General features: G+C 46.2%; 20 protein-coding genes. 4 read left to right on the plus strand and 16 right to left on the minus strand.

What is annotated here, in order from left to right; translation table 11 throughout:
- Window positions 1-23: 23 nt before the first annotated feature.
- The 5 genes from ACJJIL_RS06765 to ACJJIL_RS06785 all read right to left on the minus strand — a co-directional run bounded on the left by ACJJIL_RS06765 (window position 24) and on the right by ACJJIL_RS06785 (window position 5,332).
- Window positions 24-2,243 (minus strand): ATP-dependent helicase, encoded by a 2,220-nt coding sequence (locus ACJJIL_RS06765; RefSeq protein WP_445361488.1) that lies wholly within the window; start codon window positions 2,241-2,243, stop codon window positions 24-26.
- Between the two features lie 66 nt (window positions 2,244-2,309).
- Window positions 2,310-4,040 carry a SulP family inorganic anion transporter gene (locus tag ACJJIL_RS06770; protein WP_445361489.1) on the minus strand — a complete coding sequence of 577 codons (1,731 nt, stop codon included), beginning with the start codon at window positions 4,038-4,040 and terminating at the stop codon, window positions 2,310-2,312.
- Between the two features lie 95 nt (window positions 4,041-4,135).
- Complete coding sequence (locus tag ACJJIL_RS06775; protein WP_444897844.1) at window positions 4,136-4,573, minus strand: DUF6691 family protein; 438 nt, start codon at window positions 4,571-4,573, stop codon at window positions 4,136-4,138.
- Window positions 4,570-5,013 carry a YeeE/YedE family protein gene (locus tag ACJJIL_RS06780; RefSeq protein WP_444897843.1) on the minus strand — a complete coding sequence of 148 codons (444 nt, stop codon included), beginning with the start codon at window positions 5,011-5,013 and terminating at the stop codon, window positions 4,570-4,572. The genes ACJJIL_RS06775 and ACJJIL_RS06780 overlap by 4 nt, the downstream gene beginning before the upstream one ends.
- 4 nt (window positions 5,014-5,017) lie before the next feature.
- Window positions 5,018-5,332: an ArsR/SmtB family transcription factor gene (locus tag ACJJIL_RS06785; RefSeq protein ID WP_282932131.1), complete on the minus strand. Its 315-nt coding sequence runs from the start codon at window positions 5,330-5,332 to the stop codon at window positions 5,018-5,020.
- Between the two features lie 92 nt (window positions 5,333-5,424).
- On the opposite strand from ACJJIL_RS06785, the gene ACJJIL_RS06790 reads away from it, so the two are divergent.
- The 3 genes from ACJJIL_RS06790 to ACJJIL_RS06800 all read left to right on the plus strand — a co-directional run bounded on the left by ACJJIL_RS06790 (window position 5,425) and on the right by ACJJIL_RS06800 (window position 8,597).
- On the plus strand, window positions 5,425-6,303 hold the full coding sequence (locus tag ACJJIL_RS06790; protein ID WP_445354623.1) for an MBL fold metallo-hydrolase: 879 nt from the start codon (window positions 5,425-5,427) through the stop codon (window positions 6,301-6,303).
- 55 nt (window positions 6,304-6,358) lie between these two features.
- Window positions 6,359-6,772 (plus strand): protein tyrosine phosphatase family protein, encoded by a 414-nt coding sequence (locus ACJJIL_RS06795; RefSeq protein WP_445354622.1) that lies wholly within the window; start codon window positions 6,359-6,361, stop codon window positions 6,770-6,772.
- Window positions 6,773-6,869: 97 nt separating this feature from the next.
- Window positions 6,870-8,597 (plus strand): SulP family inorganic anion transporter, encoded by a 1,728-nt coding sequence (locus tag ACJJIL_RS06800; protein WP_445361991.1) that lies wholly within the window; start codon window positions 6,870-6,872, stop codon window positions 8,595-8,597.
- Between the two features lie 50 nt (window positions 8,598-8,647).
- On the opposite strand, the gene ACJJIL_RS06805 is transcribed toward ACJJIL_RS06800, so the two are convergent.
- Entirely contained in the window at window positions 8,648-9,889 is a 1,242-nt protein-coding gene (locus ACJJIL_RS06805; protein WP_445361490.1) for a patatin-like phospholipase family protein, read from the minus strand.
- Window positions 9,890-10,209: 320 nt separating this feature from the next.
- On the opposite strand from ACJJIL_RS06805, the gene ACJJIL_RS06810 reads away from it, so the two are divergent.
- The gene (locus ACJJIL_RS06810; RefSeq protein ID WP_445361992.1) at window positions 10,210-10,539 is read left to right on the plus strand and encodes an SDR family NAD(P)-dependent oxidoreductase; all 330 of its coding nucleotides are present in this window, start codon (window positions 10,210-10,212) and stop codon (window positions 10,537-10,539) included.
- Window positions 10,540-10,697: 158 nt separating this feature from the next.
- Here the strand turns inward: ACJJIL_RS06810 and ACJJIL_RS06815 are convergent, their stop codons facing one another.
- The 10 genes from ACJJIL_RS06815 to ahpC all read right to left on the minus strand — a co-directional run bounded on the left by ACJJIL_RS06815 (window position 10,698) and on the right by ahpC (window position 22,737).
- The gene (locus ACJJIL_RS06815; protein ID WP_444941313.1) at window positions 10,698-11,981 is read right to left on the minus strand and encodes a condensation domain-containing protein; all 1,284 of its coding nucleotides are present in this window, start codon (window positions 11,979-11,981) and stop codon (window positions 10,698-10,700) included.
- Window positions 11,982-12,098: 117 nt separating this feature from the next.
- Entirely contained in the window at window positions 12,099-12,602 is a 504-nt protein-coding gene (locus ACJJIL_RS06820) for an ester cyclase (protein ID WP_445361491.1), read from the minus strand.
- Window positions 12,603-12,884: 282 nt separating this feature from the next.
- Entirely contained in the window at window positions 12,885-13,601 is a 717-nt protein-coding gene (locus ACJJIL_RS06825; protein WP_445361492.1) for a LytR/AlgR family response regulator transcription factor, read from the minus strand.
- 3 nt (window positions 13,602-13,604) lie between these two features.
- On the minus strand, window positions 13,605-14,711 hold the full coding sequence (locus tag ACJJIL_RS06830; RefSeq protein ID WP_445361493.1) for a sensor histidine kinase: 1,107 nt from the start codon (window positions 14,709-14,711) through the stop codon (window positions 13,605-13,607).
- Window positions 14,712-14,770: 59 nt separating this feature from the next.
- Entirely contained in the window at window positions 14,771-16,189 is a 1,419-nt protein-coding gene (locus ACJJIL_RS06835; protein WP_445361494.1) for an alpha/beta hydrolase family protein, read from the minus strand.
- A 389-nt stretch (window positions 16,190-16,578) separates the two neighbouring features.
- On the minus strand, window positions 16,579-17,463 hold the full coding sequence (locus ACJJIL_RS06840) for a hypothetical protein (RefSeq protein ID WP_445361495.1): 885 nt from the start codon (window positions 17,461-17,463) through the stop codon (window positions 16,579-16,581).
- Window positions 17,464-17,865: 402 nt separating this feature from the next.
- Complete coding sequence (locus tag ACJJIL_RS06845) at window positions 17,866-18,804, minus strand: right-handed parallel beta-helix repeat-containing protein (RefSeq protein WP_444897832.1); 939 nt, start codon at window positions 18,802-18,804, stop codon at window positions 17,866-17,868.
- Window positions 18,805-19,265: 461 nt separating this feature from the next.
- The gene (locus ACJJIL_RS06850; RefSeq protein ID WP_445361496.1) at window positions 19,266-20,243 is read right to left on the minus strand and encodes a right-handed parallel beta-helix repeat-containing protein; all 978 of its coding nucleotides are present in this window, start codon (window positions 20,241-20,243) and stop codon (window positions 19,266-19,268) included.
- Between the two features lie 300 nt (window positions 20,244-20,543).
- Window positions 20,544-22,094, minus strand: coding sequence for an alkyl hydroperoxide reductase subunit F (ahpF, locus tag ACJJIL_RS06855; protein WP_444914217.1), 1,551 nt, complete (start codon window positions 22,092-22,094; stop codon window positions 20,544-20,546).
- 76 nt (window positions 22,095-22,170) lie between these two features.
- A complete protein-coding gene (gene ahpC, locus ACJJIL_RS06860) occupies window positions 22,171-22,737 on the minus strand; it encodes an alkyl hydroperoxide reductase subunit C (RefSeq protein ID WP_444914216.1) in 567 nt (188 codons plus the stop codon).
- Between the last annotated feature and the right edge of the window lie 103 nt (window positions 22,738-22,840).

Raw genomic sequence — 22,840 nt, forward strand, 5'->3', positions numbered from 1 at the left:
GGTACGCACGTTCCTAGGTATTGCTACATCAGATACTGTGACAAAGTCTCCCAATCAAACCGCCGAGCTTTTCCATCGCTAAATAAAACCTCGATACGCTTGTCCTCCCATCCCAAAACCCTTCCATAGCCAAGTTTTCGATGCCGCAGCCCCTCTCCAGGTTCTGGTTTTCGCATTGGTGCCCGGGGTGCACTGATAGTGGGGTTGTAATCGCAAGCTTCTAAATAGTGGAGCGCTTGGCGTGAAACCGGCACATCAGTGTCGATTTTTTCCGGGCGCTCCTTAAGGGAGTCTGCCATCAATTTACTTAAAGGAAGCTGCATTTCATTAATAAATAATGAAGGCTGCGAAGCCTCGGGATCATTCTTTTTGGGGTCTTCTGCAGGGGCCAACAAGAAGAGTTTTGACTTGGCGCGGGTCATCGCCACGTACATCAAGCGGCGTTCGCTCTCCAGTGACGCGGGTGTGCTGAAGTCCCGTTGGGGCTGATAGGGCATATTGTGCTGGGTGAGGGTGGGGATAATCACTTGTTCCCACTCCAAACCTTTAGCCTGGTGCATAGTCGTTATCTGTATAGCATCCGCTTCGGTTTGTTCGCCCTCCCGGTGTTGGCGTTGAAGTTCTTGTAGATGTGCCAGGGCTTCAGCGGGTGGCTGCTTCAGTGTGTCCAGGTATTTGCAGAAAGCGAGGATGGTTTGTTGTCTCTCCTCCCCTTGTTGGCGGGTGAAGGCGTCGTCAGCGATTCCGCTGAGAAGTTCCAGTTCACCGATATGGCGACGCAGTAGCTCTCCGGCGTGACCGCGCCAGCTCTCGATCTGGGTAAGCAGGTCTGCCCGTTGGCGCAAGCGTTTGGTCTGGGGTTTGCTCAGGTTTTCAGGTAGTAGGGCAATCAGCTTCTTGCCCCAGCCTTTGTCCAGCACTGCCAGAGAGGAGCAGATGGGCTCCAGGACTTTGCGCGGAATACGCACATGGGGAGAGGTCAGCCATTCGTAAAGTCCCTGCTGGCGACGCTTGGGTGGAAGTTCGGTGAATCGACCGGAGGCAATATTTAAACTCCAAAATAAGGGGCGGAGCTCCCGGCGCGAAAGGACGGTGTTGCGGCTTGCTGAACGGTAGGGAATATTATTGGCCAGCAGTGCCAGTTCAATAGGAGCGGCGATAGACCACAGCCGCACCAATACGGCGACATCCCTGAGTGACTGGCCTTGCTTTTGACACCGGCGCAGGTGCTCTACTAGCCAGCGCCCCTCCTTATCGGTTTTTACCAGCTCGATTTCTGTTTGCTGATCTTCATTGGCTGAAACACAGAATATATCGGCGCGATCGCGATTGTTCTCAATAAAGTGGTTGGCGGCCAGGGATAGCTGGTGGCCGTAACGGAAAGTGCGGCTCAGGTGATAAATATTCGAGGGGGGAAAATCCCCATCGAAAAATGTGAGCAGGAAATCCGGTTTGGAGCCTCGCCATTCGTAAATTGTTTGGTCTGGGTCGCCAATCGCGATGACGTTGCCAGATTTTCCGTAGAGAACTCGCAGTAAAAAGTGCTGTATCTCATTGATATCCTGGTATTCGTCCACCAGGATATCTTCGTAATAGCTGCCGTACTCCTCGGCCATTTCCTCATCCATGCTGAGCAGCATGGCTGGGTCATAAATCAGGTCGGCGTAGGTAACCGCATTTTGGCTGCGGCGCCAAGCTTCAAAAGTGCGAAATACTTGCAGAAAATACATGTATTCATCGCCGAGCTTCAGTTCCTGAAATGCGCTGAGATCTCCCGACAGAATCGTTTTGGTGTAGTCAATAAAAAATTCAGCGGCCTCAATCTCAGATTGCTTTCGTGCTCTAATCTCTTCGAGTTCGTGGGTCGGCGCGCACTCTTCAATGGCCTTCCAGATTTGTAATTGGATTGTGGATTGGGGTAGGGGGGATAGGTTGGTAGCAGCGATATGGTCATTGGCGATCATGCGTTGGTATAAACGATACCCAACACTGTGAAAGGTATGTACCGCTGGTATCGAGCCTTCAGTCAGCTGCCGTAAACGGCGGTCGAAGTCCTCCCGAGCACTGCGGTTGTACATTAATACCAGCAGTCGTTCGGGGGCGATACCTGCATCAAGGCGGTTCTTTATATAGTGCAACAGAGCAGTGGTTTTGCCGGAGCCGGCAACGGCAATGATCTTGGCGTGACCACCGGCGTGATCTGCAATTGCCTGCTGTTCAGAGGTAAGGTTATTTCCGCCCATCGCGCTCTTTGCTCAAATACTGGATATTTTGCCAGTGTTTGATGCTGCCTTACAAGTCGCGCAACCTTATTCGGATGGTTTGTCGCTATCGGAGATTTGATGGTGGCGCAGGGCAAGCTCAGCGATGTAGGGGGAGAGGAACACGCGGCCGCTCAATTCCTGCAGTAGCTTGGAGTGGCCCAGGCGATCCAGTACAGCCCCCTTTACCTCAGCCAGATGCAGCTGGATGTTTCGATTCTGTAAATCCCGGTTTACTTGTAACAGGCGCTCTATTGCTGTGCTGTCGATCCGGTTAACAGACGATAAGATCAGCACCATATGGCGGGTATTGCGATGTCGCTTTATCTCTACAAAAAGTCGCTCCTCAATCGCATTGATGTTGCTAAAAAACAGGTTCTCATCAATACGCAGGAACAAAATCTCAGATTCGGTTTTCACCGTATGGCGAAGTACATTGCGGAATTGCTCAGTACCCGGTACACGCCCCACGACAGCGATATGTGGCCGGCTGGCTCGCCAGATCAATGTGGCGAATGAGAGCCCGACACCCAGGGCAATCCCGGTCTCCACGCCAAAAAACACTACCCCGAGAAATGTGCCGGCCATAGCCAGTCCATCGGTGCGGTCGTAGCGCCAGTGGTGGGCCATTCCCTGGAAGTTGATCAGGTTTGCGGCTGCAACAATGATGGTGGCAGCTAGCACGCAGATTGGCAGTTCGGTAAAGACTTTGGTGGCATACAGAAGTAGCAGGGCTATTAGCACTGCGGCTATCACGCCGCTGAGAGGGGTTTTTGCTCCACTCTCATCGTTAACGGCCGTCCGTGCAAAGCTGCCGGTCACCGCAAACCCTCCTGAAAATGCGCTGAGTAGATTGGAGGCGCCCAGCCCCCGCAGTTCCGCATTAGTGTTGAGCTTCTCGCCGCGCCGCTGGGCGATAGAGTGGGCAATAGATAAGCTCTCGACAAAACCGAGCAGGGCAATAATCAGGGCAGGCAATAGCAGTTTGTAAATCAGCCCCGGATTAATAGAGGGGATACTTAGGTGCGGTAGGCCAGCGGGAATAACCCCCACAACGGGTAATTCCTTCTCCCAGTGAAAAATAGCGGTGAGCACAATGGCAATCACCACGATAAGCATGGGCGCCAACCGCGAAAGCAATTTGGATCGTGCTGGGCCGACCCCGATTTTCCTGAGCAGGAAGGGCAAGCCTAGACGGGCGGCAATTAAGCTGGCTAGTGCAATGAGCCCCAGCAGAGCTGCTTCCCGATCGGTTTCGGGCAGGTGGTTAAAGGTGTTGATCAATATCTCGAGAACCGTATCGCCATTGCTTGATATTCCCAGCAAGGGGGCAATCTGCCCGGCAATAATCAGCAGCGCGGCGCCGGAGACAAAACCGTCAACAACCGGAAGGCTCAAGAGGTTGGCGAGGCTGCCGAGGCCAAGAAACCCCATTAGTAGCAGGATTGCTCCACTCAAGAGTGCTAATAATATGGCGCCGGAAATGTACTCGGGACTTCCCGGTGAGGCTATGGGGGTGAGAGCTGAAGCGGTCATTAGGGCGAGCACGGCCACCGGGCCGACGGACAGCACCGAGCTGGAGCCAAACAGTGCGTATCCTATTAATGGGAGCAGCCCAGCGTAGAGCCCTAGATATGGGGGCAGGCCGGCAAGTGCGGCATAGGCGAGGGCCTGTGGGATCAGCATCATGCTGGCCAGGAGGGCGGCAATACTATCTCCCACCAGCCACTTGGGCTGGTAGCGTCGAAGCCATGGAGGGATTAGGTGGAGTAGCCGCATCCTTACACTTGTTTCCGCTCTCTTCCTGCCGCAATTGTGTGAACTGCTCAAACAAGATAGACGGCGGCTGCCTCACCGTTGTGCTTGGGCGCAAGTTACTCCACTGCGGCAGTACGCTTGATCCCGAAGAGTTGGAATATCCCCATACCCGTGAGCATGGCGAGTACAAAAATTACCGCTTTAAGTTGTCCCGCCCCGGTAGCGACAATCGCCGGTCCGGGGCAAAACCCCGCCAGTCCCCAGCCGGCGCCAAATAGAAGGCTGCCCAATACCAATCGGCGATCAACCTGGTTACTTGCCGGCAGGTGAAGCGGTTGCTTCCAGATAGACTGTCCCCGCCGTCTGATGAAATGGAATAGTGGCAGGCCCACGGCGATAGCGCCAAACATCACCAGTCCCAGAGAGGGGTCCCAGGCGCCGGCTAAATCGAGGAAGCCCAGAACTTTCTCCGGGTTGGCCATACCGGAGAGCAATAACCCCAGGCCGAAAGTGAGCCCGGCCAAAAGTGCACTGATATTGGTTTTCATCATCATTGCCCCAGCTGGCTGATCAGGAGGTGTCGCATTAGAAACACGGTTGCGAAGCCCCCAGCCATAAATGTCAGGGTGGCGGTTAGCGAGCGAGTGGAGAGTCGGGACAAGCCGCAAACACCATGGCCACTGGTGCAACCGGAAGCCATCCGCGTGCCCAGGCCCACCAGTAATCCCGCTGCAATTAAGGTGGGATAACCTGCCTGGATATCAATGTCGGGCACTGTTGCAAAGATTTTCCAGGCAAGAGGGCTTATCAATAGCCCCCCGATAAAGGCCAGGCGCCACAGGGAACCCTGGATTTGGTCAAGCAGTCCGCCAATGATGCCGGAGATACCTGCGATACGACCGTTGAAGGCGAGTAAAGCGGCACTGGCGAGGCCAATCAGTAGCCCCCCGGCGAGTGCAGTGCCCGGGGTGAAAGCGGTCCAATCGATGGTCATGGGATTACTCCGCACAGTAGAGCTGGTAAAGGGTTTGCAGCAGGGCGAGTACTCGCGGGTCTGCAACCCGGTAGAAGACGTTTTTTCCTTCGCGGCGTGTTTCGACCAGGCCTTCGCGACGGAGGACCCCCAGTTGTTGGGACAGGCTTGGCTGATGAATACCCAGGCGCTCTTCCAATTCGCCTACATTTAACTCTTCCTGGCTGAGCTGACATAGAAGTAGCAAGCGGTCCTGATTGGCCAGGGAGCGCAGCATCGCTGCCGCCTGGCCAGCGGAATCGCGCATTTTGTTGAGATCGAGATGTTCAGTATCAGGCATAGGAACTAAATCAATTTACACAATTACAATATATTGTTTTATATAATATCACATTGTATATTGTTGGTGTAGTGAATACGGGAGAGCAGAAGATGGCTCATGAAGAACACTGTGCCCGAGTACAGCCGTTCCTGGATCGGGATACAGAAACCTGGAGCTATGTGGTGTACGACAGGGAAGGGGGTTCCGCCGCTATTGTGGACTCTGTGCTGAATTTTGATTCAGCCTCGGGTCGCACCAGTAGCCGAGGTGCTGAGGAGCTGGTGTCATTTATTCAAGAGAAAGACCTGACTCTGGAGTGGATACTGGAGACTCATGCCCATGCTGACCACTTATCAGCGGCACCGTTTTTACGCCAGCAATTGGGTGGACGTATCGGGATCGGTGAACACATTTGCCAGGTGCAGAAAATCTTCCGCGATGTATTTAACCTTGAGCGGGAATTCCTGGCAGATGGTAGTCAGTTTGATCATCTCTTTAAGGATGGTGAAACCTTCCAGGTCGGTAAGCTGATAGCGAAAGTGATTTACAGTCCCGGTCACACCCCTGCAGATATGGCCTGGCTAATCGGCGATGCGCTTTTTGTTGGCGATACCTTATTTATGCCGGATGTTGGCAGTGCGCGATGTGACTTCCCCGGCGGCGATGCGTCAGAGCTGTATCGTTCAGTGCGTAAGATTTTGTCCCTTCCCGACCAAACCCGCATGTTTATGTGTCATGACTACCCGCCTAAAGGTAAACGGGGCTATCAGTGTGAGACCAGCGTGGGAGAGCAACGCAGGGAGAATATTCATTTGCGCGATGGGGTTGCCGAGGAAGATTTTGTCGCGGTGCGCCGCAAGCGTGATGCCACTTTATCTGTGCCGCGGCTGATAGTACCGTCTGTGCAGGTGAATATTCGTGCGGGGCAAATGCCCCCGGCAGAATCGAATGGTACAGTTTATTTGAAAGTGCCGCTTAATCAGCTTTAGACGAAATTATTGATCGATATATTTATTCAGTTGAATGCATAGAACTGAGGTGACAATGAATATTAAACAATTAGATGAACAGGTGAGCGTTTCTGAGCATATAGCCTGTGAAAGTATGGTGCCATTGGCTCAGAGTGGGGTGCAAGTTGTAGTATGCAATTGCCCGGAAGGTGAGAGTGAGACTCACCCTTCCTATGTGGAAATGGAGCAGGCCGCATTGGCGGTGGGCATTAAATTTGTGGCTATTCCTTTTACTCGCGGACGTTTGATGCGGAATCACTGCGAGGCATTTCGTGATGTTTTGCAGGAAGGAGACAAAGTGCACGCGTTTTGCCGGACGGGAAATCGTTCCAGCCAGGTATGGGCCGGTGCCAAGATCCTGATGGGGGCAGATAAAAAGCAGCTCAATTCCCAGGCACAGGCCGCAGGATTTGATATTGGCGCTGTGCTGATATCGATTGAACCCTAGCTCTAAAGTGCAGCACTTTCGGTGCTGCAATTCACCCCCTTCTTTTAAGGCGATAGAACTCAGGCCGTAAGGCCAGAGCGGAAAACAGATCATGGCGATGCAGCATCTCACCAGATGGTTTCCCATTCTGGCTACTATTCACTCCTATAATCGGCAGCTGCTAACCCAGGACCTACTGGCGGCTTCAATTGTTACCGTGCTCCTTATTCCCCAGTCCCTTGCTTACGCTTTGCTTGCCGGATTGCCACCTGAGGTGGGCCTCTATGCGAGTATTGTTCCGCTGCTAGTCTATGGCTTGTTAGGCAGCAGTCGAACACTATCCGTAGGACCTGTAGCGGTAATCTCCTTAATGAGCGCCGCTGCTCTTGGAAAGGTAACAGCGAGCGGTGAGGTGGACTACCTCACTGCAGCAGCGATATTGGCGCTCTTATCTGGAGGAATTCTCACAGTATTAGGTATATTAAAGTTAGGTTTTCTCGCTAACTTTTTATCACACCCGGTAATCTCCGGCTTTATAACTGCTTCTGCGTTATTAATTGCACTTAATCAGATTACCCAATTGCTGGGGCTATCGGTCCATGGAGATACAATATTAGAGCTGTTGCCTGGCTTGTTTGAAAAATTGGGAGGCTATAATCAGTTGACCTTGTTAGTCGGTTTGGGGGTGGTGCTATTTCTATACCTATCTAGAGCTTGTGCGGCAAAACTATTGCAAAGATTAGGAATCAGAGCTGATACCGCTAATCTTCTGTCTAAGTCATCCCCCGCAGTAGCAGTGCTGATAACCGTGTACTTCTCATATACTTTTAACCTTGAAGCATGGGGAGTAGCCCTTGTTGGCAGTGTTCCTTCGGGGCTGCCTCAATTTAGCTTGCCAAAGCTGTCGCTTTCCCTATTTGAGTCACTTGCGTTACCTGCGCTAATGATTGCTATCATCGGCTATGTAGAATCGATATCCGTGGCAAAGACTTTAGCCGCAAAACGTAGACAAAGAATTGATTCCAACCAAGAACTGGTGGCTCTAGGGTTGGCGAATGTTGGGGCAGGTTTTTCTGGTGGATTTCCGGTAAGTGGTGGCTTCTCACGCTCAGTTGTAAATGCTGACGCGGGAGCACAAACACAGTTTGCCAGCCTATTTACCGCAATAGGCATTGGATTCACGGCTCTTTTTCTAACGTCACCACTATATTTTCTTCCGAAAGCTACTCTTGCTGCCACTATTATTGTTGCAGTACTTTCACTGGTAGATTTTTCTATCTTGCGTAAAACTTGGCAATTTTCCAAGGCGGATTTTCTTGCTGTAGCGGTGACAATCTTCGTTACTCTATTATTTGGCGTTGAGTCGGGGGTGCTCTGTGGAGTGGGTGCATCGCTATTATTATTCATTTGGCGCGCATCAAAGCCTCATATTGCAGAGGTGGGATTAATCGAAGGCACTGAGCATTTCCGCAATATAGATCGACACCCAGTTAAAACTGCTTCTGAGATTCTTACTTTTAGAGTAGATGGCCGTCTGATGTTCTCTAATATAAGTTCATTGGAAGAGCGTATTTATAGCCGTCTAGCAGGTAATTCCCAGGTCAGGCATGTTATTCTGATGTGTAGTGCAGTCAATGAAATTGATTGGAGCGCCTTAGAAGTACTGGAAAGTATAAACAGTATCTTACTTAATAGAGGTGTTCGACTTCATCTTTCTGAAGTTAAAGGTCCGGTGATGGATCGTTTGGAGAAAAGTAGCTTTTTACAAAAGCTCTCTGGCGAAGTATTTTTAAGTCAGTACCAGGCATTTGTAAATATACAGGTGAGTCAAGGAGGTAACACATAGATGCCTGGAAACCTTCTAGGTTTCCCCCATGTTGATTTAAGAGTCACCTGTCAAGACTTATCACTTGAATTTTTAATGCTCTCACTTTTTAAATGGTCGATAATTAGATCGATTTGGGCCTGATTGTCTTTGATTAGTTGGTCTGAATAGTCCTTTAACTTTGGGAGCTTCTTATGCTCAAATATGCCGATAAAAGGCTCTCGAATTTCGATATTTAGATAGTCGTATTCTATCCTCCCTTCTTCAGATAAAGACTTTGCAATTTCCAGTGTATGGAGCTGGTGTGTATCCATTGAGCGCTGCATATTTGTTAATGCATCTCGAAACCAGTTTATTTGTCCCCAGTTTTTCAGTGTGTCGTAGTTTGTTGTTGAGCTAAGGAGTCGAGGGCTGCCAGCACCTAATACCAGGATGTAATAATTTTTATCGGGAAATTCGTTGATAACATCTCGAAGAATCATACTGGCCGGGTTGTTCATAGCTATAGCTGCATCTGCAAACACACATTGGGATTCGTTTTCCGATTCTGCAAATTCAGGCTCACAATGCTGGATACCTTCATCTTCTGAATAATTGAATACGACAGGCGGAAAAGCAGTTTCAGCACTTACCGCAGCTGTCATTAATTGATAAAGCCGATCGGTGGGGAGATAATTAACTGTCTCACCTTTGTTCTTGAAAAGATGTATCTGTCCGTCCTTTAAGTTTAAAGAAGGAATGATTACGTAGTTCTCAAGTTCAGTAAAGTTAAGGTCTTTAGTATAATGTTTTTCCATTACCTCATGTAATCGGCTGCCAAAGTAAGAGGGTGAAAACAGACCGCCTGCGGTTAGGAACTTGTGATACCAAGGGGGAGAGAAAAGGTAATTTACTTCGTTCTCATAGATATCAACCAGATAGTCGAGATGGGATAGCTTTTGCCCGTTTCTGCTGGGAATAGCTTCATCAGGAATATTGAGGCCTGTTGCGATAATGGCTCCAGTGGAAACCCCTGAAAAAACGTCGAACACCTGATCAAGGGGCTTCCCTAATTTGTCTTCAATATACTGCAGTACATGTAGAGGAATTAAGCCTCTGACTCCTCCGCCTGCTACGACGAGGATATTAATCGTGTCTTTTTGCTGGAGATAATCGGTATTGTGAGTAAGATCATACGTGACCGACTCTCGGGGGAATGTGGTTGTTTGCGTAAAAAAATTGTTATAAACGTAGGCGAAAAAAGCATAACCAACAGCAAGATACACAAGTGCAATAATAGTCTTTTTGAAAGAGGCGTTGAACTTACTTGCCATGTTGTACCCAAAACCATCTATTCCTTATGGGTTTTGCCTTTTTAAAGACAAACTCCCAAAGGTATATTAACTTTTATTTTATATCTTCAAAGACTGAATGGTAATAAAACAAAATCTATAAGAAATATAGTAAGGAGTTTACGCGGAGCTTAAGTAGAAAGTGTAATTGTTCTAGGTGGTGGTGACTTGTCTCGAAATCCGACGCTGGTAAGCTCCGCCTTTCTATTGATATAGCATTTGCAATGATATCTAGCGGAAGTAATGCAGCTAGATTATGTATCTTGGTTTTTGAAATTAATGTGTTTGGATTGTAACAACTAATTCATGCGGTCTTGCAGCAAATGAAACAGCGTGGTAGTGGAGCTATTGTCCAGATATCAAGTATTTTGGGGGAATTCGTATTACCTTTTCTTGGCTCATATAATACTACCAAGCACGCAATAGAGGGAATCGGAGAAAACTACCGCGTGGAGCTGGCTCAATTTGGCATTCAGTCTCTGATTGTTCAGCATGGTAAACATTCATTTAGAACAACTGTTGATGGTACAGGATTAAATTCCATGATTAGGAAAATTAACAAGGCCACAGAAGAGACGATGCAAGAAATTTATTCAGCTTATGGGGTGAACAATATGTTCCAGATTAAGTAGCTTTGCTAATATAAATAATTGCTTGGCACTTCAAAGAGCAAGTTGATTTTTAGCGGGTTTGTGAGGTGCTTGTTTGTATAAGAGTTAATTTTTTAATGGCTGCTTTCAGGGTTTCCATTTTAGGGTTGTTTGCTTAAAGTATTTGCTTGCATGGAATGCTATTCCGAAATAAGGCCATTTAATATACGCATATATTCATTAACAAATAAATCAATACTATGTCTGCTAATCAATGGTTCACAATACCCAAAAACAAAGACCGAATTACGGTAAGTGGTAAAGGTAGCAGCCATTAATGGGTTAATACCGTTAGTTAGAGTGATCATCGGCATCTGAATTTCAAAATACTCCATTTCATCGGCTAAAAGAGGTATGCTGCCTGCATTGGATACAATAATCCCTGCTGGAAAGGACTTCTGTTGGGCTGTTATCTCTGAAGCCATATGAGTTATATCGCTCATCGTATAGTCTGAGCTGAGATTTTTTGTCATAGGCCTCTGCTTGAGCAGTACCGAAAAGATTTGCTTTTGTAGCATTTTGGCAACATCAATAACATTGGCAGACTCTATATTGGGGGGGAGCTTCAAGCTAGCGGTTTCGGAAAAGGCTCCAATATGCCCTATGGGAATGTTCGGGGAGCATAGCCCTCTGGCATCCATCGATAAAATTACTTCTGTTAATTTTTTGTCAATAGGTACTGCTCGTGCAGCAATAGATGCAATGGCACAGTAGATTGCAGTAATTTTTATGCCGTTACTCTTGCCCCAATTAGCGAGTTTTTTAGTTCTTTCTGGCGACATAAGATATGAAATTGCACAGGACTTGCGCTCATTGGGAGCGGCTTGCTTTTCTACCAGCCAGATGAAATCGTCAATGTTCTTATGTTCAACTCCCTTTTCTCCAAAATATCCAGCTGACTCTAGCTGGCTCGCAATGCTTTCTTGTAGTGGAAGTGACTTGGCTTGTTTAAGTGTTTCGTTAGATTGCAGGAATTTGTCTAAATCTGAAAATATAGTCATTACTGATCTGCCATCAAATGCTGCATGTATATTGATGACGGAAATCCACTCTACGAGACCTTCTTTATTGAGGTATAGCTTTATGCTGTATACATATTTTTCACTGTCCAGGCAGTTTATGCCGTGAACTTTAAACTCATCCTCTAAATTGAGAGTGTCACTAACTTGGCTTATATTTAATGGGATATCATTAAAGTCAACGTCGCAAATCCAGCGAAGTTTTTCCCCTCTTTGGATACGAGCGCGTAGAAGAGGGTGGCGTTTGTGTAGGTACTCTAATCCTGTGCGTAAAGTGTCAACACTTAACGATTTGCAGACTCTAATGAAAGAAACAAATTGTAAGCCACCATAGGAGAGTCTTGTCATCTCTATAAATAAGGCCTCTTGTGGGCCAAGTTCTCGAGATGGAGTTTCTAAACTCATAAAAGACACCGATCAAAATATCGACGATCTTGATTATTTGGGGTCAGAGCAGCATGAGTGCCGCATTCGGGAATGTATCCTGAGTTGCTGTCAAGGATAGTATTACTCCGCAATTGACTACTTCAGTGCACCAAGCTGCTTTAGGAATCCATATTTATCCCAAGTGACCCAAGCTTCGACTATTTTGCCGTCCTGAATCTTGGAGAATTCTACGGCATCCCAGGTGATTTTTTTTTTGGTTGGAGATTCCCCCATAAACGAGCCGACATGATTAGCGCTGACTGTAACATGGGTTGCGACTAAATCTCCTTCAGCTACTTGCTTGGTACTGACCGCCTTGATGTCTTTGAAAGCCTTGTGAAACTTAGCCACCTCTTCTTCAAATTGTTTGAGGTTACGCTTTTGTGGGCCTGCGCTATCCGTTGTCGCAGAATCCAGGTTGTTTATATAGTTAGGAGATAAAATTGTCTTGGGATCTATCTTATTGCCGCTTAGCCACAACCCCACAGCTTGCATTGCGAGTTTTTTATTCTCTTCTAAGTTATTTGGCTGTGCCGCCACCAAATTGGTGATACTGAATAAAAGGGCTGTTAAAACCAAACAGGAAGCTCGTTTGAACATTTGATAGATTCCTTTCTACATAAATTAGGGTGTGTTTCAGGACGTCTTGTAAACGATATTAAAAATGAGTAAAGAATTGTGTCATCTCCTATTATGGACACATATTCCATAAGGTGAATCGATATTCAGGTAGTTTGGCAAGCTGTCCATCTTTAGACTTTACTGGATTACAAGTATGCCGCTAAAATTGATGTTTCAGATTAGCAGCAGAGTATTTATACGAGGTGAGTAATAGAGATGCTGCTGCCAGCATGGTACCTGGCAGCAGGTTATACGGCCGACCTACAAACTTAGCATTTCTCGTAAGCGAGTAGCGGGGCGTCTTGCAGCCTCTATTTCTTTTCCATCATTCATCGTTATTAGTAGTCCGCTGTTGACCCATGGTTGAATATCCTGAATAAAATTCAGGTTTATGATTTGCTGGCGGTTGGCGCGAAAGAAAATCTCAGGATTTAAACGCTGCTCAATTTTAGATAATGATTTATAAATGAACGGTTTGTTGTTATCAAAGAATACTTGAGCATGATTTCCACAGTTTTCAAAATAACGGATATTTCCTATTTCTATTAGCCAGCAACGCTCTCCGTCCTTGATAAAGATCTTGTTGTTGGTGTCTAGGTAGTTCGATAAGTGATTATCATCCTGTAAGGAAGAATCACTTAGTGTTTTGTTAAGGGCCCGCTTTAATTTTTCCGGGTTGATTGGTTTGAGGAGATAGTCTAATGCGTTGACTTCGAATGCTTGTATGGCGTATTCATCATAAGCGGTTGTGAAAATAACCTGGGGTGCAGTTTCAAGCTGTTCTAGTATGTCGAAGCCAGTCCCGTCCGGTAGATTAATGTCTAAAAAAAGTAAGTCTGGTTGTTCTTTTAGAATCAGAGAAACTGCCTGCTCACAATCTTTTGCCTCTGCAACTAAGTTAATATTTTTGTGAGGCTTTAACAGCTCTCTCAATTCATTGCGAGCGAGTCTGGAATCTTCAATAATAATGGCTTTCACTTATTATACCGCCAACTGTAGAGATGAAGTAGGAATATGGCATTGGGCAATAACTTGCTGCCCCTGTTGCTTTATCTGGAAGGATGTGTTGTTACCATATTGAAGAGTCAATCGTTTTTTTATATTAGCTAGCCCCAATCCGGTATTTTCATTTTTCTTTTTGCTAAGCTTTGTTTCTATAGGTGCGTTTAGCTCTAAGGTCCCTGGGTTAGCTACCGTGATGACTAGGTGTTCCTCTTCATGGGATACTCTTATGGTTACTTCACCGCCATGCTTGGACTTTTCAATTCCGTGGCGTATCGCATTTTCTGTGAGCAGTTGGATAATAAGAGGAGGGATTCGTTCTCCCATCAACTCTGGATCAGTTATCAACTTGAAAGTCAAACGATCTTCATATTGTATTTTGAGGAGGTCGATATATTGACAAACAATTTCCAGCTCATCTCTGAGTGGCACGGTTTTCTGTTTATGTGCCATCAATGTATATCTCAGTAGATCAGAGAGGTTTGTCAGCATCGTTCTTGATTTAGTAGCATCCTCAAGAATTAAGGCCCGAATATTGTTTAGTCCATTGAATAGAAAGTGTGGGTTAAGCTGCCCCATAAGTGCTGCCATTTTAACCTCATTGAGCTGTAGGTTAAGTTGAATGGCTTCCTGTTCAGCTTTGAGTAAACGGTCTTGATTAACCGCTGTAACATAAATTAGGGTCCAGCTTACTAATAAAATAGTCATGATAAGCCAGTTGCCAAGCACGTTGTGCCAAATTGAGTCGGGAGTGGTATATCCCATTAAATTATAATATGAGAATAGAAAAATAACTGAAATATAGGCACAGGTAAATGCAAGTGAGATTGAGGATAGAAAGAAGTAGGGCCACTGATGCCTCCAGTTTTTATCTAAGAGGTCAAAGCGATAAATCATTTCCCGAATGATTAGTGTTAAAGCTCCGCAGGTTAATAACAGGGTGAGTGCGTGTATGGCGAGCTGCTCGAAATTTTCATCGGTAAGTAACCCGCGAGAAATGGAGTTCACTAGGGCGAATATTAGCCAGCCGCCAAAATGATACGCTAAGAATTTTGTCGTAGGTGCAGGGGACTTCAGTAACTTCATAAATTAATACATGTTAATAAAATGGCCCCTTGTTCTGGGGCCACAGAGTTTAGTTGAAATCAGAATCTCTCATTCAGCCAGGTTGACATCGTCTCGAGGGCAATAGGGGAAAAGGTTTCCTCTATTTCCGCATACTCGGCATAGCTACCGGTTTCGGCTGTTTGAAAGAGATGATTCATTTTATTGAGTTCAATAATTTCATAATCCTTATGATTGGATTTACTCAACACCTTTTCTATATTGCCTAAGTTCATTTCCGCATCAACTTGAAAATCCAGTGAGCCGTTAAGAGCCAAAATAGGACATTTTGTACCCTCTAAATAGGGCTCAGGGTTGAAGCTTAATGCATAACGAAACCAAGGGGTGGAATACTGTTTTTTAAGTACCTCAACTTGAGCTTCCAGTTTGCCTCCTTCCAAGCCTTCGAGTTCAACAGTCTTATAGAGATATTGGTGCAACTCATCACTGACAGTTCCCCCAATGGGAAGATGAGCAAATTGTTCAAAAATAATTTTATCAAGCTTGCGTAACTCTTGTAGGTTTTTCTCAGTCACACCGCTGTGCTTTCTATCCCTGTGCCACTGGTCGAAAAAGAGCTCTTGTAGTTTAACCCCTGGACCGCCGAGAAGAATTGTAAACGCAATATCATCACGATTGCTGGCTACCATGGGGGCAATCATCCCCCCCTCGCTGTGCCCAATCAAGCCCGTTTTACCCTTGGGGAGATCGTTACGACTATTCAGATAATCCACAATTGCACTGGTATCATTGGCAAAATCTTCGGTAGTTGCCGTGGAGAAACTCCCGGTAGAGTCACCAATTCCCCGTTCATCATAACGCAATACCGCGTACCCTTGCCGAGTTAAATAGTCGGCAATTACCGCAAATGCTTTATGGCCAAATGCGGTTTCATCCCGGTCTTGCGGCCCCGAACCACTAATCAGGATCGCGGTGGCTTTTATCCTTGAGTTTGGTTTGGTTAGTGTCCCAGAGATTATATTATTTGTGATTGTACTTTTAAAACTTACCTCTTCAACAGTATAGGGATAGGGGCCTGTTGGTATTTGTGGACGGTTATCCGGTTTAGTAGTATTTATCTTTCTGAAGTTAAGAGTTTGTGACTTCCCTTGAGTAAATGAACCGAACATAAGCTCAACTACTGGGTTGTACGCCCCCTCGTAACTGAGTCCTAAGTCCTCAATTTCGAAGGATATATTGTTGCCGATAACTTCCAGTGATGACATCTCTATGCCATAGGTCTTTTGTGAGGGGCTATCCAGTACCCCCGTCCATTTGCCGTTGTCCTGATCAATATGGAGGACAATCGGAAGCACCTTGTCACTCTCTGTTTGAATAGTGGCCTTCCATTCCCCATCGATGTCACTAGCACTTGCTGTAGTAGAAAACAGGCTGGCGGCTACGAAGAGCGCCTTTAACTTTGCGTTGGTCTTTGAATATCTAGTTTGAATATATCGCATAACTATTCTCTCTGTGTTCACCTGCTGAATGCTTGCCATCTTAGAGCTATCTTTCTCTTCTGGATGAAAATTAGGATAAGTGGCGAATAGGGCTGCTGAACGGCGAGGAAGTCTTGGCTATCCTTTGTCTAGTTAGGCGTGGGGGTACGTTATCAGATAGAGGCGACTTATCCTGATAGATGGGACGGAGAGACTAACTAACGGTGCGGATTGTACCTATGACGAACACAAAATCGCCTATATAAGTTGGTAAAGAACTTGGGTTATTGCTAGGTATGTGGATGTAAGGTAAGAGTTATTTCGGAAATAACTCTTTGGAAGATGGTCTTTCGGTGCCAATGAGTCCATGGGTGCTGCCCATTTATGGGCAGCACAGCGAGATGAAGCGTTTACTGTAGAATCACACCTACGTTTGCGTTTCCGGTTTGATTGGCAAAAGCAGATTGCGCATCGCCAATTTGTGTTGTTGTTTGGGCGTTACCCACACCATTTTGGTAAGTTTGAGCGGAAGAACCAATACCTGTAGCCGTAATGTTGGCAAAGTTAGAAGTTCCGAGCTGCTCAGTCAGTGCGTAGTGATCTGAACCCGTCTGGTTATGAATGGCCACATTGTTGTCGCCAATTTGCCAGAGACTGCTCTCGTGATCATCGTTGGTTTGAATCACATTAAGGGTATTGGTAGTACCGTCCTGATATGAGGAGGAGTAGTTGGAGTCTCCATTGACTTGATTGTGGGTCGCCAGGTTGGAGTCGCCGAGCTGATCTACATAGACTTCACTGTTTGACGTCAGTGTTTGGGTAACAAATGCGGTTTGGTTTACCCCAGCTTGAGTCACCACAATAACATCATCGGTACTATTGGTTTGAGTTAAGGTTGCACTGTGGCCATCCCCATCTTGGGTAATGGACATGGTGCTACCGTCAACAAATGACTGGAGAGTGAAGACGTACTGATTGTTGTCTCCCTGATTGATCTCGATATAGGCGCCTACAGAGTTATCCTGATAGGACTCGGCGGTATTCATATCGCCAGTTTGGTTATGAATGATCGTGCCACCATCACTGTTAGCGGATTGCTCTGCATAGCTGGTGTTGTTATCACCGATCTGAGTTTGATTGATGGTATTGTTTGTGGCGGTTGGATCACTTTGATCAGCTGTTGCAGTGTTCCCAAGACCTTCTTGGTAAACCGTTGCAGTATTGGTGTCGGCGATAACGCCCTGGCTAATGATTGCCAGGGCAATACTGGCGGCTAGAGGTGCAATATTCTTCATCAGTAACTCCTTTAGTGATGAGACTGTACGACGAATGTCGTTTTCCATTGCATTTCAAGGTTGAAGTCGTATCAATCACCGCTCATTAGCCTGATCGTCAGAATTTGGCCGACAATCTGGCACGTACTCCTTGTGAATGGGGTTGATACAAGTATGAGTTTGATAGATGGCCTAGATAGATGCTATGAGAGGTAAGTGCTGATTTAGTGGGACATTAGTTTAATGGGAGGTTTTACTTATTGTCGGTTTGAAATTCTTGCTGAAGAAAGCTTGATAGAGGACTGCCGGTAACAATGTATGATTTAACTTACAAGGTATTCTATTGCCCAAATGATAGTCATTGAGAGAAGGCGATACAGAACTTGATTATCGCCTTTATTTTTGAGTTATTTAGGGTTTAATTTATTCTAAACATGAAGGGTCACGGGTAACAAAAGTATTACCTATCCAAGTGTTATCAGTGCAAGTTGGATCGTTGGGTGAGTAAAGGTCAAAGATCCCATTGTTTAAGGAGGAGTTAGATAAGACGGTATTACCGTCGGCGCTTCCACTTTCAATAGATATTCCGTAGTCATTGTTATCACTTACACTATTTACACTAATGGTGTTGTTATCAGCGCTCTCAACCCTGATACCTGTCACGTTATTTGTCACTACATTTTGAGAAATGAGATTAGAGTTGGAATCTATCTCAATGCCAACGTCTGTACTGTTATCAATAACATTCAATATAAGGATATTTGAACGACCATCGGGATCGAAATCAACACCGTCACCACCAGCATTTGTGATTATATTGCTAGTAACATTGTTTGAGATTCCCTCTAGATATATTCCATCTCCACCGGTGCTATCGATAGTATTTCCGATGATTTGGTTATAATTAGCGGGATCTTCAGTTTCTATACCATTTCCGGAGGTTACGCCATCAGATTGTATCTGGATGCCGGTGACAAAGTTACTATCGCTTGAAATAAGTACTCCTACTCCATCAGGATCATCTATATCAACACTTGTAACATAGTGGGACCCATCGTCTTGTAACATAATAGAGTTGTTACAGTTATCGATAACTCCAGAGGTTAAACTAGCAGATAGGCCATTTAGGAGTATGCCGTCGTCTGTTGAGGCAGAGCACGTAACAGTAAATCCATCCATATCAAGTCCGCCCAAGGGACCGGTAATTGTTAGTGCGGGATTAGTGGCACAGACTAAGTCCTGAGTCAGTGTTTCTTGGGAGGTAATGGTATCTCCACAGCTAACAGCATAGCTTTCGAAGGAAATTGCTATTCCAGCAGCGGGCAAAAGAAAATAGGCAAGGGCTAATTTTAGTTTTTTCATACTTTCCATTCCTTGTTCGCGGTTGTTATGTTATTGAGGGTGATTCATTTTCTATGGTTAGATTGGATGAGTGCGTAAGCTGGGCTAGCGTTACTTTTACTATTATTAGCTTTTTTATTTGTTTTCGATAATATTTAATTTAAATTATGGCTTTGATTTTAAAACCCATTGTAAATATTGAATCTTACTTTCAGTAAGGTTTATGGGTGTCTGGAACTTTTGCGTAATACTTTTTTTCTGGTAGAAGTCAGTTTTAGCTTTATCCCATTAGTGCTGGCATGGTTGTAATTTGGGGGCTATGAAGATGTGAGTATTGATTTCACTCTCAATCCGTTATCGGGGAGTATTAGCTACGAATGATTGCTAAGAGATCCTTTACTTTTTTATACTTTATAAGTAAGCAATATACCGCTCGGCTATTGCTTAACTAGATAATTTTATGGATTTAGTTTGGCAAAGCCTCAATCCAAGCAGTTAGGGTCATTAATGGTAGAACTATTGCCAATCCAGTTGTTCGAAGATGTGCAGTTCGGATCATCAGGGGAGTAAAGGTCGAATATACCATTGTCATTGGCTGTATTAGATAAAATGTTATTGAATTCTGCGCTAGTTCCCTCGATCACTATGCCATAGTCAATGTTATTGTCAGCTTCATTGCTGCTTACTGTATTGCTGTCACTGTTATTGATTCTGATTCCAGTGGTGCTGTTCGATATACTGTTTTGGGATATGAGATTTGAATCTGAACTTACATATATTCCCACATCTCCATCGCCATTGAGAGTGTTGAGTATTCTCGCTTTACTGTCACTGATTATAGTGTTAAGTAGGATTAAGTTGCTCCCTCCATCAGAATCAAGAGCTATGCCAAAATCACCAGGGTTAAGAATTTCATTTCCGGTGACTGTATTGCTTCGCCCCTCTATATATATTCCTGAAAATCCCGGGAACTCTAGAAAATTTCCAGTGATCTGATTGAGGCTTGCGGGATTAGTTGTTTCTATGCCTATTGCATATTGCGTACCATTAAAAGGTATCACGATGCCGGTAACAAAATTACTGTTACTTTCAATACGTACGCCCACACCTACAAGGTTATTAATCTCAATATCACTGACAAAATGAACACCATCTTCCGTAAGTGCTATTGAGTCATTGCAATTGTCTATTACACCATTAAATAGGCTTGCAGCTAGGCCTGTTAGATAGATGCCCTCATGTAATGGTTCTATACAGGTAACAGTAAATCCATTTAAGTTCAGCCCGCCACCGGGGCCGTCGATTGTGAGGGCTGGATTGGTTTCGCAAGAGAGATCTTCTGTGAGGGATTCCTGGGTAGTAATCGTGTCGCCACAGCTCACAGCAAAACTGTTTGAGGCTAAAGGTAATCCAAAGGTTGGTAGCAGGGATAAAAATAGCGTTAGGCTTGGCTTCTTCATGGGGGGCTCCCAAGATAATGAGTCTATTATTTACTCTAAAGTTTTCTTTCGATTAGTAATTGATAGGTGATGCCAAGTGGTATTTTATAGGGTTTAACCAGTTTGTTTTTGGTTTGTTAATAATATATATAAATTAAAGGTGCGGATTTAGTGTCCATTATAAATATAGGTTTATAAATGGCGCATGATATTTTATGTGGGCTCAGGTCTTAGCTTGAAATCTGTTCTCCTATATTGTCCATGCTTAAAGTGAATATAAAAAGGGCCAGTCAATGACTGGCCCTTTTTAACGCTTTGGTGTTATTCAACCGAAGACCTAATCAAGTAGTCAAATGCGCCCAGCGAAGCAGTTGCACCTGCACCCATAGAGATCACTATCTGTTTGTAGGGGACAGTGGTCGCATCGCCGGCGGCGTAGACGCCGGGGACTGAAGTTGCGCCGCGCTCGTCGATCACGATTTCGCCCATGCGATTCATCTCTATATCGGTTTCCTTAAGGAACTCCGTATTGGGTACCAGGCCAATCTGTACGAAGACGCCTGCCAGGTCGAGTTGCTTGTTTTCACCACTCTCTCGATCGGTATAGGCCAGGCCGTTAACTTTGTTGCCGTCGCCGAGTACTTCGGTGGTTTGCGCATTGACGATAATATCGATGTTATCTGTCAGCTGTGCTTTCCGTACCAGTACTTCGTCTGCGCGCAGTTTATCCGCGAACTCCAGTACAGTGACGTGCTCGACGATTCCGGCGAGGTCGATAGCTGCTTCGATGCCCGAGTTGCCGCCACCGATAACGGCTACACGCTTACCTTTAAAGAAGGGGCCGTCGCAATGGGGGCAGTAGGCTACGCCCTTGGTGCGGTACTCCGCTTCGCCAGGTACCCCCAGTTCTCTCCAGCGGGCACCGGTAGCCAATACTACAGAGCGGCTGGATAGGGTAGCACCGCTTTGTAGTTTGATATCTACCATTTCGTTGCGTCGCAAGTTGGCTGCGCGTTGATCGGTAATGATATCAACACCATACTCTTTTACGTGTTGCTCAAGGCTGGCTGCGAGCTTGGGGCCCTCGGTATAAGGTACAGAGATAAAGTTCTCGATGCCTACGGTATCCATTACCTGGCCGCCGAAGCGTTCTGCCACTATGCCAGTGCGAATGCCTTTGCGAGCGGCATAAATAGCAGCCGCTGCGCCCGCTGGGCCACCCCCTACCACTAAAAGATCGTAGGGTGCTTTTTCATTCAGTTCTTCAGCTTTACGCTCGGCTGCGCCAGTATCCAGTTTTCCAACAATCTCTTCGAGGGACATCCTGCCTTGGCCGAAGTGTTCACCATTGAGGTAAACCGCAGGTACAGCCATAACATTGCGCTTTTCAACTTCCTCCTGGAACAGGCCACCGTCGATCATTTCGTGGGTGATGTTTGGGTTGAGGATTGCCATCAGGTTCAGCGCTTGGACAACATCCGGGCAGTTTTGGCAAGAGAGGGAGATATAGGTTTCAAAGTGGAATTCACCCTTCAGGTTTCGTACCTGCTCCAGTAGCTCCGGGTCTGCTTTTGAGGGATGGCCCCCCGCTTGCAATAGTGCCAGTACGAGTGAGGTAAATTCATGTCCCAGGGGAATACCGGCAAAGCTAACCCGGGGTTCCTCTCCGGCAGGGGCGATGGCCATACTCGGCGTGCGCTTGGCTTGACTCTGCTGTGCAGTAATTTTGTTGGAGAGTCCGGAGATTTCATCTACCAGCGCCTCCAGCTCTTTGGATTTTTCACTGTTATCTGTGGACACACGAATCTCGATCGGTTTGACGATATTCTGCAGGTAAGTGTCCAGTTGTTTTTTCAGGTTTGCGTCCAACATCGGTGTGTCCTTTCTCTAACAATTTAAGGCTGGGTTGTGGCCCACCTTTTGATGGGCCGGGTCAGAGGTATTTGGGTTAAATCTTTCCTACCAGATCTAGGGAGGGGGCTAAGGTCTCTTCGCCTTCTTTCCACTTGGCCGGGCAGACTTCACCGGGGTGAGCGGCGATGTACTGGGCCGCTTTGATCTTGCGCAACAGCTCGCTGGCATCGCGGCCGATTCCGCCGGCAGTGATCTCGACAATTTGGATACGGCCTTCCGGGTCGATTACAAAGGTGCCGCGATCGGCTATGCCTTCTTCCTCGATCATCACACCGAAGTTGCGGGTGATGGTGCCGGTGGGGTCGCCGATCATCGGGTATTGGATTTTGCCGATGGTGTCGGAAGAGTCGTGCCAGGCTTTGTGAGTGAAGTGGGTATCGGTAGATACGGAGTAGATCTCAACGCCCAATTTCTTGAACTCTTCATAGTTGTCGGCAAGATCGCCCAGCTCAGTGGGGCAGACGAAGGTAAAGTCCGCGGGGTAGAAGAAGAATACGGCCCACTTGCCTTTAACCTCGGCGTCGCTGATATCGAAGAAGTCACCGTTTTGATAAGCCTTGGCGTTAAAGGGTTTCAGCTGGGATTCGATGTAACGTGACATGGATAGCTCCTTATTTATCACTGTCTTGTCGGTCGTTGTTTGGAAGTGGGATCTATACTATCGGTCGATGCTATTTGATAAAAATTATTAATGTAAATGCGTG

The organism is Microbulbifer maximicatervae (SeqCode), from assembly GCF_052468095.1.

Coding starts and splice junctions, on each gene's coding strand:
- ACJJIL_RS06815 (WP_444941313.1), bottom strand. CDS start 11,981: ATGAGTTTAGAAACTCCATCTCGAGAACTTGGCCCACAAGAGGCCTTA.
- ACJJIL_RS06805 (WP_445361490.1), bottom strand. CDS start 9,889: ATGGCAAGTAAGTTCAACGCCTCTTTCAAAAAGACTATTATTGCACTT.
- ACJJIL_RS06820 (WP_445361491.1), bottom strand. CDS start 12,602: ATGTTCAAACGAGCTTCCTGTTTGGTTTTAACAGCCCTTTTATTCAGT.
- ahpC (WP_444914216.1), bottom strand. CDS start 22,737: ATGTCACGTTACATCGAATCCCAGCTGAAACCCTTTAACGCCAAGGCT.
- ACJJIL_RS06775 (WP_444897844.1), bottom strand. CDS start 4,573: ATGATGATGAAAACCAATATCAGTGCACTTTTGGCCGGGCTCACTTTC.
- ACJJIL_RS06770 (WP_445361489.1), bottom strand. CDS start 4,040: ATGCGGCTACTCCACCTAATCCCTCCATGGCTTCGACGCTACCAGCCC.
- ACJJIL_RS06850 (WP_445361496.1), bottom strand. CDS start 20,243: ATGAAGAAGCCAAGCCTAACGCTATTTTTATCCCTGCTACCAACCTTT.
- ACJJIL_RS06830 (WP_445361493.1), bottom strand. CDS start 14,711: ATGAAGTTACTGAAGTCCCCTGCACCTACGACAAAATTCTTAGCGTAT.
- ahpF (WP_444914217.1), bottom strand. CDS start 22,094: ATGTTGGACGCAAACCTGAAAAAACAACTGGACACTTACCTGCAGAAT.
- ACJJIL_RS06800 (WP_445361991.1), top strand. CDS start 6,870: ATGCAGCATCTCACCAGATGGTTTCCCATTCTGGCTACTATTCACTCC.
- ACJJIL_RS06780 (WP_444897843.1), bottom strand. CDS start 5,013: ATGACCATCGATTGGACCGCTTTCACCCCGGGCACTGCACTCGCCGGG.
- ACJJIL_RS06795 (WP_445354622.1), top strand. CDS start 6,359: ATGAATATTAAACAATTAGATGAACAGGTGAGCGTTTCTGAGCATATA.
- ACJJIL_RS06785 (WP_282932131.1), bottom strand. CDS start 5,332: ATGCCTGATACTGAACATCTCGATCTCAACAAAATGCGCGATTCCGCT.
- ACJJIL_RS06765 (WP_445361488.1), bottom strand. CDS start 2,243: ATGGGCGGAAATAACCTTACCTCTGAACAGCAGGCAATTGCAGATCAC.
- ACJJIL_RS06840 (WP_445361495.1), bottom strand. CDS start 17,463: ATGAAGAATATTGCACCTCTAGCCGCCAGTATTGCCCTGGCAATCATT.
- ACJJIL_RS06835 (WP_445361494.1), bottom strand. CDS start 16,189: ATGCGATATATTCAAACTAGATATTCAAAGACCAACGCAAAGTTAAAG.
- ACJJIL_RS06845 (WP_444897832.1), bottom strand. CDS start 18,804: ATGAAAAAACTAAAATTAGCCCTTGCCTATTTTCTTTTGCCCGCTGCT.
- ACJJIL_RS06790 (WP_445354623.1), top strand. CDS start 5,425: ATGGCTCATGAAGAACACTGTGCCCGAGTACAGCCGTTCCTGGATCGG.